The organism is Nissabacter sp. SGAir0207, from assembly GCF_005491205.1.
In the GTDB taxonomy this organism is placed as follows: Bacteria; Pseudomonadota; Gammaproteobacteria; order Enterobacterales; family Enterobacteriaceae; genus Chimaeribacter.
The window spans coordinates 797576-811061 of the sequence record NZ_CP028035.1; the positions used below are offsets into that span (position 1 = coordinate 797576).

Below are 13486 nucleotides of genomic sequence, written 5' to 3' on the forward strand. Positions count from 1 at the left end.
TACGAAGATAAACTCTCATTATCTAACGACTATAGCACAGGCGCCGCAAGGAGTTCAGCGCCCCGTTTTGCCTTTCTCGGATCATCAGGCGTTTAGCCGCTGTCCGGGGTGGCTGGCCGTCACCCTGCGCTTTCAAGTACACTGTCGCCCTACACGTGAGAGGTGAACATGGCGCTGAAGGCCACAATTTATAAAGCGGCGGTTAACATTGCCGATATGGATCGTAATTTTTTTGATGATGCTAACCTGACCATTGCCCAGCATCCCTCCGAAACCGAGCAGCGCATGATGCTGCGCCTGCTGGCCTGGATCTGCCATGCCGATGAGCGGCTGCACTTTACCCGTGGCCTGAGCGCCGAGGGGGAGCCGGAACTGTGGCGGCGCAATGACCACAATGGGCTGGAGCTGTGGATTGAGCTGGGGTTGCCGGATGAGAAGCGGCTGAAAAAAGCCTGCAACCAGTCGGCGGACGTGGTGCTTTACGCCTACGGCGAACGGGCCGCTGGCGTCTGGTGGTCACAGATGGCGGAGAAGGCGCGCGCGCTGCGCAACTTGCGGGTGCGTTTTCTGGATGACGCCCAGATGGCGCAACTGGCCGCGCTGGCAAATCGCAATATGACCCTGCAGGCGACGTTGCAGGAGGGGGCGATCTGGCTCTCAGATGCAACCTCCAGCCTCGAGATCCACTTCGACGAGTGGCAGCAGGTGGAGTAGGGTGGCACTCATTATCTCCAACAGCGTCACGCTGCCCGAGAGCGAGATTGAGCTGACCGCCATCCGCGCCCAAGGGGCGGGCGGCCAGCACGTCAACAAGACCTCGACGGCGATCCATCTGCGTTTTGACATCCGCGCCTCCAGCCTGCCGCCGTTCTACCAAGAGCGGCTGCTGGCGATGAGTCACCACCTCATTACCGCCGAAGGGGTGGTGATCATCAAATCGCAGGAGCACCGCAGCCAGGAGATGAACCGCGAGGCGGCGCTCAACCGGCTGGTGGCGCTGATCCGCGAGGCGGTAAAAGTGGAAAAAGCGCGGCGACCGACGCGACCGACCAAAGCCTCCAACCAGCGACGGCTGGAGGGCAAAAGCCGCAAGGCTTCCACCAAGGCCCTGCGCGGCAAAGTGCGCTAAGGGATTCAACGGGAACATGGACACAGTAGGAGAGTCGCTGTGAAAAAGATCACCCTTGCACTGCTGTTTTCGCTGGGGGCGTTGGCGCTGATTGGCTGCCACCACGCCTCCCGGCCACAGGAACTGACGCTGCAACCGATGGAGCAGAGCTATCAGGGCGTCATACCCTGTGCGGATTGCAGTGGCATTGAGACCTCACTGTTCCTGATGGAGGATGGCACCTACATCCTGCAGGAGCACTATCAGGGGCGCGAGACGGCACCACGCGCCAGCTACGGCCAGTGGGCGCGCACCGCGGACAAGCTGGTGCTGACGGCGGCTGATGGCGACAAGCGCTACTTCCGCGCCCATGAAGAGAGTCTGGAGATGCTCAAGCGCGACGGGACACCGATTGTCTCCACGCTCAACTATACCCTGCACTCAGTGGAGCAGCCGTTGCCCACGACGCCGATGGCGATGCACGGCCTCTACCACCAGCAGGCGGGAAGCGCCACCTTCCAGGATTGTGCCACCGGCAAGCGCTACCCAGTGGCGACCAGCGGCCTGATGGCGCAGGCGCTGCACCGGTTGCAGGGCCGGCCAGAGGAGGAGCCGGTCTTCCTGACGCTTGAGGGGCACTACAGCCAACCGGGCGGCGAGCAGGCAGAGCGCACGCTGGTGCCAGACAGCACACCGCAGGCCCATCCCGGCCAGCAGTGTGACTGACCGCCGGACGCAGGCATAAAAAAACGCCCCATTGGGGCGTTTTTTTATGGCCAAAGACAGCGGGCTTAGCGCGGGATCTGGCTGAGCAGGAATGCCACCATGTCGGCGGTTTTCAGCATCTGCTTCTCACCGGAGCGGCGGTTTTTGTACTCCACCTCTTCGCTGTCCAGATTGCGATCGCCAATCACGATGGTGTGCGGCACGCCAATCAGCTCCATGTCCGCGAACATCACGCCCGGACGCTCTTTACGGTCGTCCAGCAGCACGTCCACGCCCTGCGCGCGCAGGGTGTGGTACAGCTCTTCCGCCACCTCTTTCACGCGGAAAGATTTGTGCATGTTCATCGGCAGGATAGCGACCTGGAACGGTGCGATGGCGTCCGGCCAGATGATGCCGCGCTCATCGTGGTTCTGCTCAATCGCCGCGGCGACCACGCGGGTCACGCCGATGCCGTAGCAGCCCATGGTCATGACCTGATTGCGGCCATCTTCACCCTGTACGGTGGCGTTCATCGCCTCGGAGTACTTGGTGCCGAGCTGGAAGATGTGGCCCACTTCAATGCCACGCTTGATCAGCAGGGTACCCTGGCCGTCCGGGCTGATGTCACCCTCTTTGACGTTACGGATGTCCGCCACTTGCGGCAGCGCCAGGTCACGCTCCCAGTTGATGCCGAACAGGTGCTTGCCGTCACGGTTGGCACCGGCGCTGAAGTCGCTCATCACCGCCACTGCGCGGTCAGCCACGACCGGCACCGACAGATTGACCGGGCCGAGGGAGCCAGGGCCAGCGCCGACCAGTTCACGGATCTCCGCTTCGGTAGCGAAGGTCAGCGGTACGGCAACCAGCGCCACTTTCTCTGCCTTCACTTCGTTCAGCTCGTGGTCACCACGTACCAGCAGGGCCACCAGCTTGTGGCCGCTCTCTTCACGGGCGTGCACCAGCAGGGTCTTGATGGTCTTCTCAATCGGCTGGTCGAACTGCTCAACCAGCTCGGCGATGGTTTTGGCGTTCGGCGTATCCACTTCACGCAGCGCTTCAGACGGCGCATCACGCTCGGCTTTCGGCGCGACCGCTTCCGCCAGCTCAATGTTGGCCGCGTAGTCAGAACCGGTGGCGAAGACGATGTCATCTTCACCGCTGGAGGCCAGCACCTGGAACTCGTGGGAGGCGCTGCCACCGATGGAGCCGGTATCCGCCTGTACCGCACGGAAGTCGAGGCCCATGCGGGTGAAGATTTTGCTGTACGCGGCGTACATCGCGTCGTAGGTCTCTTGCAGGGAGTCCTGAGTAGTGTGGAAGGAGTAGGCATCCTTCATCAGGAACTCGCGCGAGCGCATCACGCCAAAGCGCGGGCGCACTTCATCACGGAATTTGGTCTGGATCTGGAAGAAGTTCAGCGGCAGCTGCTTGTAGGAGCTGATCTCGTTACGGATCAGATCCGTAATCACTTCCTCATGCGTCGGGCCGAGCACGAACGGGCGATCGCCGCGATCGACAAGGCGCAGCAGCTCGGGGCCATACTGCTCCCAACGGCCGCTCTCCTGCCACAGGTCGGCTGGCTGCACCACCGGCATCGAGACTTCAATCGCGTTGGCGTTGTTCATCTCTTCGCGCACGATGTTTTCAACTTTTTTCAGGACGCGCAGGCCAGTCGGCAACCAGGTATACAACCCGGAAGCGAGTTTACGAATCATCCCGGCGCGCAGCATCAGCTGGTGGCTGATCACCTCTGCGTCGGCGGGGGTCTCCTTCAGGGTGGAGAGCAGGTATTGAGTTGTACGCATGATGTAGTGGTTCCAAGTAGAACAGCTAATTGCATCAGACTGCCGCAGTGGCAGCCAAAATATGAAAAGTCACTTAGTTTACCAGCGGCGGTGGGCCGCCAAAAGAGAAGGGCGAGAAAATTACACCCGCGTGAGGGAGAGCACTTCCGTTTCCCCCTCGCGTACCCGCCAGCGCACGTTGAATGCCAGCAGGTGAACCGCATACTCGCGCTCTTCACTGTCACCCTTGCGGTAGGCCGGGCGCGGGTCTTGCGCCAACACCTGGCTGATGAAGCGGCGCAACTGCGGGTAATCGCGGTTTTCCGCCAGCAGCTGGCGTTCTGCCTCGTCAGAGAAGCGCACCGGCATGTCGGCGGGCGGCGCATCCTGCGCGAAGCCAGCGCGCGCCTGCGGATGGCTCTCGGCAAACGGCAGATAGGGTTTGATGTCAACGACCGGCGTGCCATCCACCAGATCCAGACTGCCCAGCTCCAGAATCACCTCGCTGCCCTGTTGGCGGATGCCCTTCAGCGCAATCAATGACATGCCGAGTGGGTTAGGGCGGAAAGTGGAGCGGGTGGCGAACACCCCCATCCGCGCATTGCCGCCGAGCCGCGGCGGACGAACCGTCGGCCGCCAGCCGCCCTCCATGGTCTGGTGGAAGATAAACATCACCCAGACATGGCTGAACGCCTCAAGGCCGCGCACGGCTTCCGGCTGGTTGTAGGGCGGGAGCAGCACCAGCTCGCCGTTGCCATCTTCCACCAGTCCCGGCTGGCGCGGCACGGCAAACTTCTCTTTATAGGGGGAGCGGATGACGCCAATTTGCTGGAAGCTAAAGTCGGTCATTTAAAGGTGACGTCCAGTGCAGAGCCTTGGCAGACCGCCTGCTGGTAGCAGCCCGCCACATTACTGACCACCTCACACTTGTGCAGCAGCACGGCGTTGGCCTTCAGGCCCGCAGCGCGCACCTGCATCTTTTTGCGGGCGGCGGCCAGGCTTGGCGCGGCATCCTGGGCGGTGGCCTGACAGGATTCGCCGGTGACGGTGCCCAGATCGCGGAACGGGTGGGCGACCAGCTCTTCTGCGCTGCTATAGAGTTTGGCCGGTGCGGCAACATGCGGGGCCGCTGGCTTCGGCTTGGCCGGTTTCGGGTCAGAGAAAATAGGCTTGTTGGTGGAGGAGGGCTGGGTTTGGGTGGCCGAGCATCCTGCGAGCAGTAACGCCAACAAGCAGAGAGGTAAAGCACGCATGGGAGTTCCTCTGCTAAAAAAAGTGGCGTTATTGAAACAATCTGACGTGCAAATAACAAGACGGGCCGTAGCCCGTCTCAGAGATATATTGTTAAAAATCGAAAATTGCCGGATTACCAGCCCTTCACCGCGCCACCGTTGAAGATCTTGTTGGCGGCCTGATCAACGTCATCAGACTGGTAGGCCTGAACGAATTTCTTCACGTTCTCAGCATCCTTGTTGTCTTCACGGGAGACCAGCATGTTGACGTACGGGGAGTCTTTGTCTTCCACGAAGATGCCATCTTTCGCCGGCGTCAGGCCAATCTGGCTGGCGTAGGTGGTGTTGATGATGGCCAGCGCGATCTGCTGGTCATCCAAAGAGCGCGGCAGTTGCGGCGCTTCCAGCTCAACCAGCTTCAGGTTTTTCGGGTTGTCCACCACGTCCAGCACGGTCGGCAGCAGGCCCACGCCCTCTTTCAGCTTGATCAGGCCCTGTTTCTGCAACAGCAGCAGGGAGCGGCCCAGGTTGGTCGGGTCGTTTGGCAGGGCGATCTGCGAACCATCTTGCAGCTCAGACAGGGATTTGATCTTCTTGGAGTAGCCCGCAATCGGGTAGACAAAGGTATTGCCAACCGAAACCAGCTTGTAACCACGCTCTTTGATCTGCTGGTCCAGGTAAGGCTTGTGCTGGAAGGCGTTCAGGTCGATATCGCCCTTGCTCAGCGCTTCGTTCGGCAGCACGTAGTCGTTGAAGGTCACCAGCTCAACGTCCAGGCCATACTTCTCTTTCGCCACTTTGGCCGCTACTTCAGCCACTTGCTGTTCCGCGCCGACAATCACGCCCACTTTGATGTGGTTCGGATCTTTCTCTTCCTGGCCGCAACCCGCCAGCGCCAGAGAACCCAGAAGCGCACCCACTACCGCGAGAGATTTGAATTTAAACGCCATACCCTTTTCCTCTATAGACGGATATTAATTATGCGCCCCGCGGGGCGCTATTATGAAGACCGTTATTTATGTGTGACTGCCTTGACGATGCGGTCACCGGCGAACTGGATCAGATAGACCAGTACCACCAACAGAATCAGCACCGTGTTCATGACGGTAGCATCATAGCCGATATAGCCATACTGGTATCCAATCTGGCCAAGGCCACCGGCACCGACCGCACCGCCCATCGCCGAGTAGCCCACCAGGGTAATCAGCGTAATGGTGGCAGCGTTCACCAGACCGGGCAGCGCTTCCGGCAACAGGATCTTCTTGATGATCTGCAGCGGGGTGGCGCCCATGGCGCGCGACGCTTCAATCAGACCGGTAGGGATCTCCAGCAGCGCGTTCTCCACCATACGGGCGATGAAGGGCGCGGCACCCACGGTCAGCGGCACAATCGCCGCTTGCAGGCCAATGGAGGTGCCGACGATGATGCGCGTGAACGGGATCATCCACACCAGCAGGATAATAAAGGGAATCGAACGGAAAATGTTAACCAGCGCCGACAGCAGGCGATAGAGCTTGGCGTTCTCGCTGATCTGCCCAGGACGGCTGATATAAAGCAGCACGCCCACCGGCAGGCCAATCACAAAGCCAAAGAAGCCGGAGACGAAGGTCATCATCATCGTCTCCCAGACGCCACGGCCCAGCAGCCACATCATTGCCTCAGACATAACCCAGCACCTCTACTTTCACATGATGCTCCTTCAGGAACGTAATGGCCGCCGCGGTTGCTGCGCTGTCGCCATGCAGTTCGGTCAGCATGATGCCGAACTTCACGCCGCCAGCATAATCCATCTGGGCACTGATAATGTTGTTATTGATATTGAAACGGCGCACGGCCTCAGAGAGCAGCGGCGCATCCACGGATTGGCCGGTGAACTCCAGACGCAGCAGGGGCACACGGCCCTCCGCTGGCTCCGCGACCATCCGTTCGGCATAGTCGTCCGGGATATCCAGATGCAGCGTGGACTGGATGAAGGCTTGCGCCAGCGGGGTTTTCGGGTGGGAGAAGAGTTCGCTCACCTTATCCTGCTCAATCAGCTTGCCGCCGCTGATCACTGCCACCTGATCACAGATGCGCTTCACCACATCCATCTCATGGGTGATCAACAGGATGGTCAGACCCAGACGGCGGTTGATGTCTTTCAACAGCTCCAGAATGGCGCGGGTGGTAGCCGGGTCCAGGGCGCTGGTGGCTTCGTCACACAGCAGCACCTTTGGGTTGCTGGCCAGCGCACGGGCAATCGCTACGCGCTGTTTCTGGCCGCCAGAGAGGTTGGCCGGGTAAGCGTCATGCTTGTCCGCCAGCCCAACCAGCTCCAGCAGTTCGCTGACGCGACGCTTGATGTCCGCCGCGGGGGTGTTGTCCAGCTCCAGCGGCAGTGCCACGTTGCCAAACACGGTGCGCGAGGAGAGCAGGTTGAAGTGCTGGAAGATCATGCCGATCTGGCGGCGTGCGCGCACCAGCTGGCTGGCCGAAAGGGTGGTCAGATCCGTGCCGTCCACCAGAACTTTCCCGCTGGTGGGGCGCTCCAGCAGGTTTACACAACGGATAAGGGTACTCTTACCGGCGCCGGAGGCCCCGATAACCCCATAGATTTGTCCGGCAGGGACGTGCAGCGACACGTCAGAGAGCGCGTGAATGGCGCGCGAACCCTGCTGAAACACTTTAGTAATATTAGAAAGTCTGATCATGTTCTTCTTATATTGTCGCGGTTGCCTGTGGCTTGATGGAACATCACCCCTGACGGCAGGCGCCGGAGTATGGTGCGGATGGTAAGGTGTCTAGACGTCCAAGTCAACGCGATTGCCGTTGCTGCCCCTCTCACCCCCCGGAAAAACGTGCGATACTGATCAGGTTTTTCAGCCATCAGGAGCAAAGACGTGGCAAACAAAGTTCCCGCAATTTTTCTCGACCGTGACGGTACATTAAATGTCGATCATGGTTACGTTCATGAGATCGATGATTTCCAATTTATTGATGGCGTCATTGAAGCCTGTCAGGCACTCAAAAAGATGGGCTATGCCCTCATCGTCGTTACCAACCAATCTGGCATTGCGCGTGGCCTCTTTACTGAAGATCAGTTTATGACGCTGACAGAGTGGATGGACTGGTCGCTGGCTGACCGGGATGTCGATCTCGACGGTATCTACTTCTGCCCGCACCACCCAGAAGCGCAAGTAGAGGCTTACCGTCAAACCTGCGATTGCCGTAAACCGCAGCCGGGTATGCTGCTGGCCGCGCAACAGGAGCTGGAGATTGATATGGCCGCTTCTTATATGGTGGGCGACAAATTGGAAGACATGCAGGCGGGTCTGGCCGCTGGTGTCGGTACTAAAGTGCTGGTCAGAAGCGGCAAGCCGGTCACCGCAGAAGGGGAGAGCAGTGCGGATTGGGTGCTGAATAGCCTTGCTGAGCTGCCAGAAGCCATCAAAAAGCGGAAAAACTAGACGCTTCGCTCAAAAAATAGACGAACGAAATAAAAGTGATGATTTTCGCTTGTCATTCCGAACCGGCTCCCTATAATGCGCCTCCATCGACACGGCGCAAGTGATTCACTTCACGAAGCGACCGGAGCGAAAGAGAAAAAACTTCTGAAAAAAGAGGTTGACTCTGAAAGAGGAAAGTGTAATATACGCCACCTCGAGTTAGCAAGCGAAAGCGCGTAACTCACTGCTCTTTAACAATTTATCAGACAATCTGTGTGGGCACTCACAAGACGATATCAAGCATCCTCGGATGCACAAAATATTAAGTCTTGAAGAGTGACTAACTGAAGTAAAATTCAAACAGTAACCTTTGAGCATCGCTACCTTGTGTAGCACATCAAGCTTTTAATTGAAGAGTTTGATCATGGCTCAGATTGAACGCTGGCGGCAGGCCTAACACATGCAAGTCGAGCGGCAGCGGAAAGTAGCTTGCTACTTTGCCGGCGAGCGGCGGACGGGTGAGTAATGTCTGGGGATCTGCCTGATGGAGGGGGATAACTACTGGAAACGGTAGCTAATACCGCATAACGTCGCAAGACCAAAGCGGGGGACCTTCGGGCCTCGCGCCATCAGATGAACCCAGATGGGATTAGCTAGTAGGTGGGGTAATGGCTCACCTAGGCGACGATCCCTAGCTGGTCTGAGAGGATGACCAGCCACACTGGAACTGAGACACGGTCCAGACTCCTACGGGAGGCAGCAGTGGGGAATATTGCACAATGGGGGAAACCCTGATGCAGCCATGCCGCGTGTATGAAGAAGGCCTTCGGGTTGTAAAGTACTTTCAGCGAGGAGGAAGGCGGTAAGGTTAATAACCTTACCGATTGACGTTACTCGCAGAAGAAGCACCGGCTAACTCCGTGCCAGCAGCCGCGGTAATACGGAGGGTGCAAGCGTTAATCGGAATTACTGGGCGTAAAGCGCACGCAGGCGGTTTGTTAAGTCAGATGTGAAATCCCCGAGCTTAACTTGGGAACTGCATTTGAAACTGGCAAGCTAGAGTCTCGTAGAGGGGGGTAGAATTCCAGGTGTAGCGGTGAAATGCGTAGAGATCTGGAGGAATACCGGTGGCGAAGGCGGCCCCCTGGACGAAGACTGACGCTCAGGTGCGAAAGCGTGGGGAGCAAACAGGATTAGATACCCTGGTAGTCCACGCTGTAAACGATGTCGATTTGGAGGTTGTGCCCTTGAGGCGTGGCTTCCGGAGCTAACGCGTTAAATCGACCGCCTGGGGAGTACGGCCGCAAGGTTAAAACTCAAATGAATTGACGGGGGCCCGCACAAGCGGTGGAGCATGTGGTTTAATTCGATGCAACGCGAAGAACCTTACCTACTCTTGACATCCAGAGAACTTGGCAGAGATGCCTTGGTGCCTTCGGGAACTCTGAGACAGGTGCTGCATGGCTGTCGTCAGCTCGTGTTGTGAAATGTTGGGTTAAGTCCCGCAACGAGCGCAACCCTTATCCTTTGTTGCCAGCGATTCGGTCGGGAACTCAAAGGAGACTGCCGGTGATAAACCGGAGGAAGGTGGGGATGACGTCAAGTCATCATGGCCCTTACGAGTAGGGCTACACACGTGCTACAATGGCGCATACAAAGAGAAGCGAACTCGCGAGAGCAAGCGGACCTCATAAAGTGCGTCGTAGTCCGGATTGGAGTCTGCAACTCGACTCCATGAAGTCGGAATCGCTAGTAATCGTGGATCAGAATGCCACGGTGAATACGTTCCCGGGCCTTGTACACACCGCCCGTCACACCATGGGAGTGGGTTGCAAAAGAAGTAGGTAGCTTAACCTTCGGGAGGGCGCTTACCACTTTGTGATTCATGACTGGGGTGAAGTCGTAACAAGGTAACCGTAGGGGAACCTGCGGTTGGATCACCTCCTTACCTAGAGATATTTGACTGTGCAGTGCTCACACAGATTGTCTGATAGATGTACGAGCAAAGCGTCTGCGAAGCTGACCATGTGTCCCCTTCGTCTAGAGGCCTAGGACACCGCCCTTTCACGGCGGTAACAGGGGTTCGAATCCCCTAGGGGACGCCACTTGCTGATGATGGGTGAAAGACATTATCAACCGATATCTTAAAGCTGACTTACGAGTCAGGTTTACGATATTTGCTCTTTAACAATCTGGAACAAGCTGAAAATTGAAACCTTACAGCCCTGTCTCTCTCCGTAGAAGTCTTGAGAGATGGCGCATGTAAGAGAGTCTCTCAAATAATCACACCCTGATGGAAACATCTTCGGGTTGTGAGGTTAAGCGACTAAGCGTACACGGTGGATGCCTAGGCAGTCAGAGGCGATGAAGGGCGTGCTAATCTGCGATAAGCGTCGGTAAGCTGATATGAAGCGTTATACCCGACGATACCCGAATGGGGAAACCCAGTGTGATACGTCACACTATCTCTGCATGAATACATAGTGCAGTGAGGCGAACCGGGGAACTGAAACATCTAAGTACCCCGAGGAAAAGAAATCAACCGAGATTCCCCAGTAGCGGCGAGCGAACGGGGAACAGCCCAGAACCTGAATCAGTTTGTGTGTTAGTGGAAGCGTCTGGAAAGTCGCACAGTAAAGGGTGATAGTCCCGTACACAAAAATACACAAGTTGTGAGTTCGATGAGTAGGGCGGGACACGTGACATCCTGTCTGAATATGGGGGGACCATCCTCCAAGGCTAAATACTCCTGACTGACCGATAGTGAACCAGTACCGTGAGGGAAAGGCGAAAAGAACCCCGGCGAGGGGAGTGAAATAGAACCTGAAACCGTGTACGTACAAGCAGTGGGAGCCTTGATTTATCAGGGTGACTGCGTACCTTTTGTATAATGGGTCAGCGACTTATATTTTGTAGCAAGGTTAACCGTATAGGGGAGCCGTAGGGAAACCGAGTCTTAACTGGGCGTCTAGTTGCAAGGTATAGACCCGAAACCCGGTGATCTAGCCATGGGCAGGTTGAAGGTTGGGTAACACTAACTGGAGGACCGAACCGACTAATGTTGAAAAATTAGCGGATGACTTGTGGCTGGGGGTGAAAGGCCAATCAAACCGGGAGATAGCTGGTTCTCCCCGAAAGCTATTTAGGTAGCGCCTCGTGAATTTATCTTCGGGGGTAGAGCACTGTTTCGGCTAGGGGGCCACCCCGGCTTACCAACCCGATGCAAACTGCGAATACCGAAGAATATTATCACGGGAGACACACGGCGGGTGCTAACGTCCGTCGTGAAGAGGGAAACAACCCAGACCGCCAGCTAAGGTCCCAAAGTCATGGTTAAGTGGGAAACGATGTGGGAAGGCACAGACAGCCAGGATGTTGGCTTAGAAGCAGCCATCATTTAAAGAAAGCGTAATAGCTCACTGGTCGAGTCGGCCTGCGCGGAAGATGTAACGGGGCTAAACCATGCACCGAAGCTGCGGCAGCGACGCTTAGGCGTTGTTGGGTAGGGGAGCGTTCTGTAAGCCTGCGAAGGTGGACTGTGAGGTCTGCTGGAGGTATCAGAAGTGCGAATGCTGACATAAGTAACGATAAAGCGGGTGAAAAGCCCGCTCGCCGGAAGACCAAGGGTTCCTGTCCAACGTTAATCGGGGCAGGGTGAGTCGACCCCTAAGGCGAGGCTGAAAAGCGTAGTCGATGGGAAACAGGTTAATATTCCTGTACTTGGTGTTACTGCGAAGGGGGGACGGAGAAGGCTAGGCTGGCCAGGCGACGGTTGTCCTGGTTTAAGCGTGTAGGGGGAGAAGGCAGGTAAATCCGCTTTCTTGTTAACCCTGAGGCGCAATGACGAGCCACTACGGTGGTGAAGTAGCTGATGCCCTGCTTCCAGGAAAAGCCTCTAAGCTCCAGGTAACACGAAATCGTACCCCAAACCGACACAGGTGGTCAGGTAGAGAATACTCAGGCGCTTGAGAGAACTCGGGTGAAGGAACTAGGCAAAATGGTGCCGTAACTTCGGGAGAAGGCACGCTGGCATGTAGGTGAAGGGACTTGCTCCCGGAGCTGAAGCCAGTCGCAGATACCAGCTGGCTGCAACTGTTTAATAAAAACACAGCACTGTGCAAACACGAAAGTGGACGTATACGGTGTGACGCCTGCCCGGTGCCGGAAGGTTAATTGATGGGGTTAGCGGCAACGCGAAGCTCTTGATCGAAGCCCCGGTAAACGGCGGCCGTAACTATAACGGTCCTAAGGTAGCGAAATTCCTTGTCGGGTAAGTTCCGACCTGCACGAATGGCGTAATGATGGCCAGGCTGTCTCCACCCGAGACTCAGTGAAATTGAACTCGCTGTGAAGATGCAGTGTACCCGCGGCAAGACGGAAAGACCCCGTGAACCTTTACTATAGCTTGACACTGAACATTGAGCCTTGATGTGTAGGATAGGTGGGAGGCTTTGAAGTGTGGACGCCAGTCTGCATGGAGCCAACCTTGAAATACCACCCTTTAATGTTTGATGTTCTAACTCGGCCCCGTTATCCGGGGTGAGGACAGTGTCTGGTGGGTAGTTTGACTGGGGCGGTCTCCTCCTAAAGAGTAACGGAGGAGCACGAAGGTTAGCTAATCACGGTCGGACATCGTGAGGTTAGTGCAAAGGCATAAGCTAGCTTGACTGCGAGAGTGACGGCTCGAGCAGGTGCGAAAGCAGGTCTTAGTGATCCGGTGGTTCTGAATGGAAGGGCCATCGCTCAACGGATAAAAGGTACTCCGGGGATAACAGGCTGATACCGCCCAAGAGTTCATATCGACGGCGGTGTTTGGCACCTCGATGTCGGCTCATCACATCCTGGGGCTGAAGTAGGTCCCAAGGGTACGGCTGTTCGCCGTTTAAAGTGGTACGCGAGCTGGGTTTAGAACGTCGTGAGACAGTTCGGTCCCTATCTGCCGTGGGCGTTGGAAGATTGAGAGGGGTTGCTCCTAGTACGAGAGGACCGGAGTGAACGCACCACTGGTGTTCGGGTTGTCATGCCAATGGCACTGCCCGGTAGCTAAGTGCGGAAAAGATAAGCGCTGAAAGCATCTAAGCGCGAAACTTGCCTCAAGATGAGTCTTCCCTGGGACCTTGAGTCCCCTGAAGGGACGTTTAAGACGAAGACGTTGATAGGCCGGATGTGTAAGTGCAGCGATGCATTGAGCTAACCGGTACTAATGACCCGTGAGGCTTAACCTTACAACAC

General features: G+C 56.9%; 10 protein-coding genes, 1 tRNA gene and 2 rRNA genes. 7 read left to right on the forward strand and 6 right to left on the reverse strand.

From position 1 onward, the window contains the following. The first annotated feature begins 168 nt into the window (after nt 1-168). The 3 genes from C1N62_RS03475 to nlpE are packed head-to-tail and all read left to right on the forward strand — an operon-like array spanning nt 169 to nt 1834. Nucleotides 169-714, forward strand: a complete 546-nt coding sequence (locus tag C1N62_RS03475; protein ID WP_137762318.1) for a YaeQ family protein — start codon at nt 169-171, stop codon at nt 712-714. Nucleotide 715: 1 nt separating this feature from the next. Beyond that, complete coding sequence (arfB, locus tag C1N62_RS03480) at nt 716-1129, forward strand: alternative ribosome rescue aminoacyl-tRNA hydrolase ArfB (protein WP_240775718.1); 414 nt, start codon at nt 716-718, stop codon at nt 1127-1129. A 39-nt stretch (nt 1130-1168) separates the two neighbouring features. After that, nucleotides 1169-1834, forward strand: coding sequence for an envelope stress response activation lipoprotein NlpE (nlpE, locus tag C1N62_RS03485; RefSeq protein WP_137762320.1), 666 nt, complete (start codon nt 1169-1171; stop codon nt 1832-1834). A 65-nt stretch (nt 1835-1899) separates the two neighbouring features. Here the strand turns inward: nlpE and proS are convergent, their stop codons facing one another. From proS to metN, 6 genes are all read right to left on the reverse strand, one after another. Beyond that, nucleotides 1900-3618, reverse strand: coding sequence for a proline--tRNA ligase (proS, locus tag C1N62_RS03490; RefSeq protein WP_137762321.1), 1719 nt, complete (start codon nt 3616-3618; stop codon nt 1900-1902). A gap of 120 nt (nt 3619-3738) precedes the next feature. After that, nucleotides 3739-4446: a tRNA (N6-threonylcarbamoyladenosine(37)-N6)-methyltransferase TrmO gene (tsaA, locus tag C1N62_RS03495; protein ID WP_137762322.1), complete on the reverse strand. Its 708-nt coding sequence runs from the start codon at nt 4444-4446 to the stop codon at nt 3739-3741. Beyond that, nucleotides 4443-4850, reverse strand: coding sequence for an Rcs stress response system protein RcsF (gene rcsF, locus C1N62_RS03500; protein WP_137762323.1), 408 nt, complete (start codon nt 4848-4850; stop codon nt 4443-4445). Before rcsF ends, tsaA begins: the two co-directional genes overlap by 4 nt. Nucleotides 4851-4963: 113 nt before the next feature. Continuing rightward, entirely contained in the window at nt 4964-5779 is an 816-nt protein-coding gene (locus C1N62_RS03505; RefSeq protein ID WP_137762324.1) for a MetQ/NlpA family lipoprotein, read from the reverse strand. A gap of 62 nt (nt 5780-5841) precedes the next feature. Next, nucleotides 5842-6495, reverse strand: a complete 654-nt coding sequence (locus tag C1N62_RS03510; RefSeq protein WP_137762325.1) for a methionine ABC transporter permease MetI — start codon at nt 6493-6495, stop codon at nt 5842-5844. Continuing rightward, nucleotides 6488-7519, reverse strand: a complete 1032-nt coding sequence (gene metN / locus C1N62_RS03515; RefSeq protein WP_137762326.1) for a methionine ABC transporter ATP-binding protein MetN — start codon at nt 7517-7519, stop codon at nt 6488-6490. Before metN ends, C1N62_RS03510 begins: the two co-directional genes overlap by 8 nt. A 189-nt stretch (nt 7520-7708) precedes the next feature. Between metN and gmhB the strand changes: the two genes are divergently transcribed. The 4 genes from gmhB (at nt 7709) to C1N62_RS03535 (ending at nt 13479) form a co-directional block, all read left to right on the forward strand. Next, on the forward strand, nt 7709-8275 hold the full coding sequence (gene gmhB / locus C1N62_RS03520) for a D-glycero-beta-D-manno-heptose 1,7-bisphosphate 7-phosphatase (protein WP_137762327.1): 567 nt from the start codon (nt 7709-7711) through the stop codon (nt 8273-8275). Nucleotides 8276-8660: 385 nt separating this feature from the next. Then, nucleotides 8661-10202: ribosomal RNA gene (locus tag C1N62_RS03525) — 16S ribosomal RNA — on the forward strand. A gap of 81 nt (nt 10203-10283) precedes the next feature. Beyond that, nucleotides 10284-10359: transfer RNA gene (locus C1N62_RS03530), tRNA-Glu, on the forward strand. A 211-nt stretch (nt 10360-10570) separates the two neighbouring features. Continuing rightward, nucleotides 10571-13479: ribosomal RNA gene (locus tag C1N62_RS03535) — 23S ribosomal RNA — on the forward strand. Together the 16S and 23S rRNA genes with 1 tRNA gene alongside form the textbook arrangement of a ribosomal RNA operon. The last annotated feature ends 7 nt before the right edge of the window (nt 13480-13486 follow it).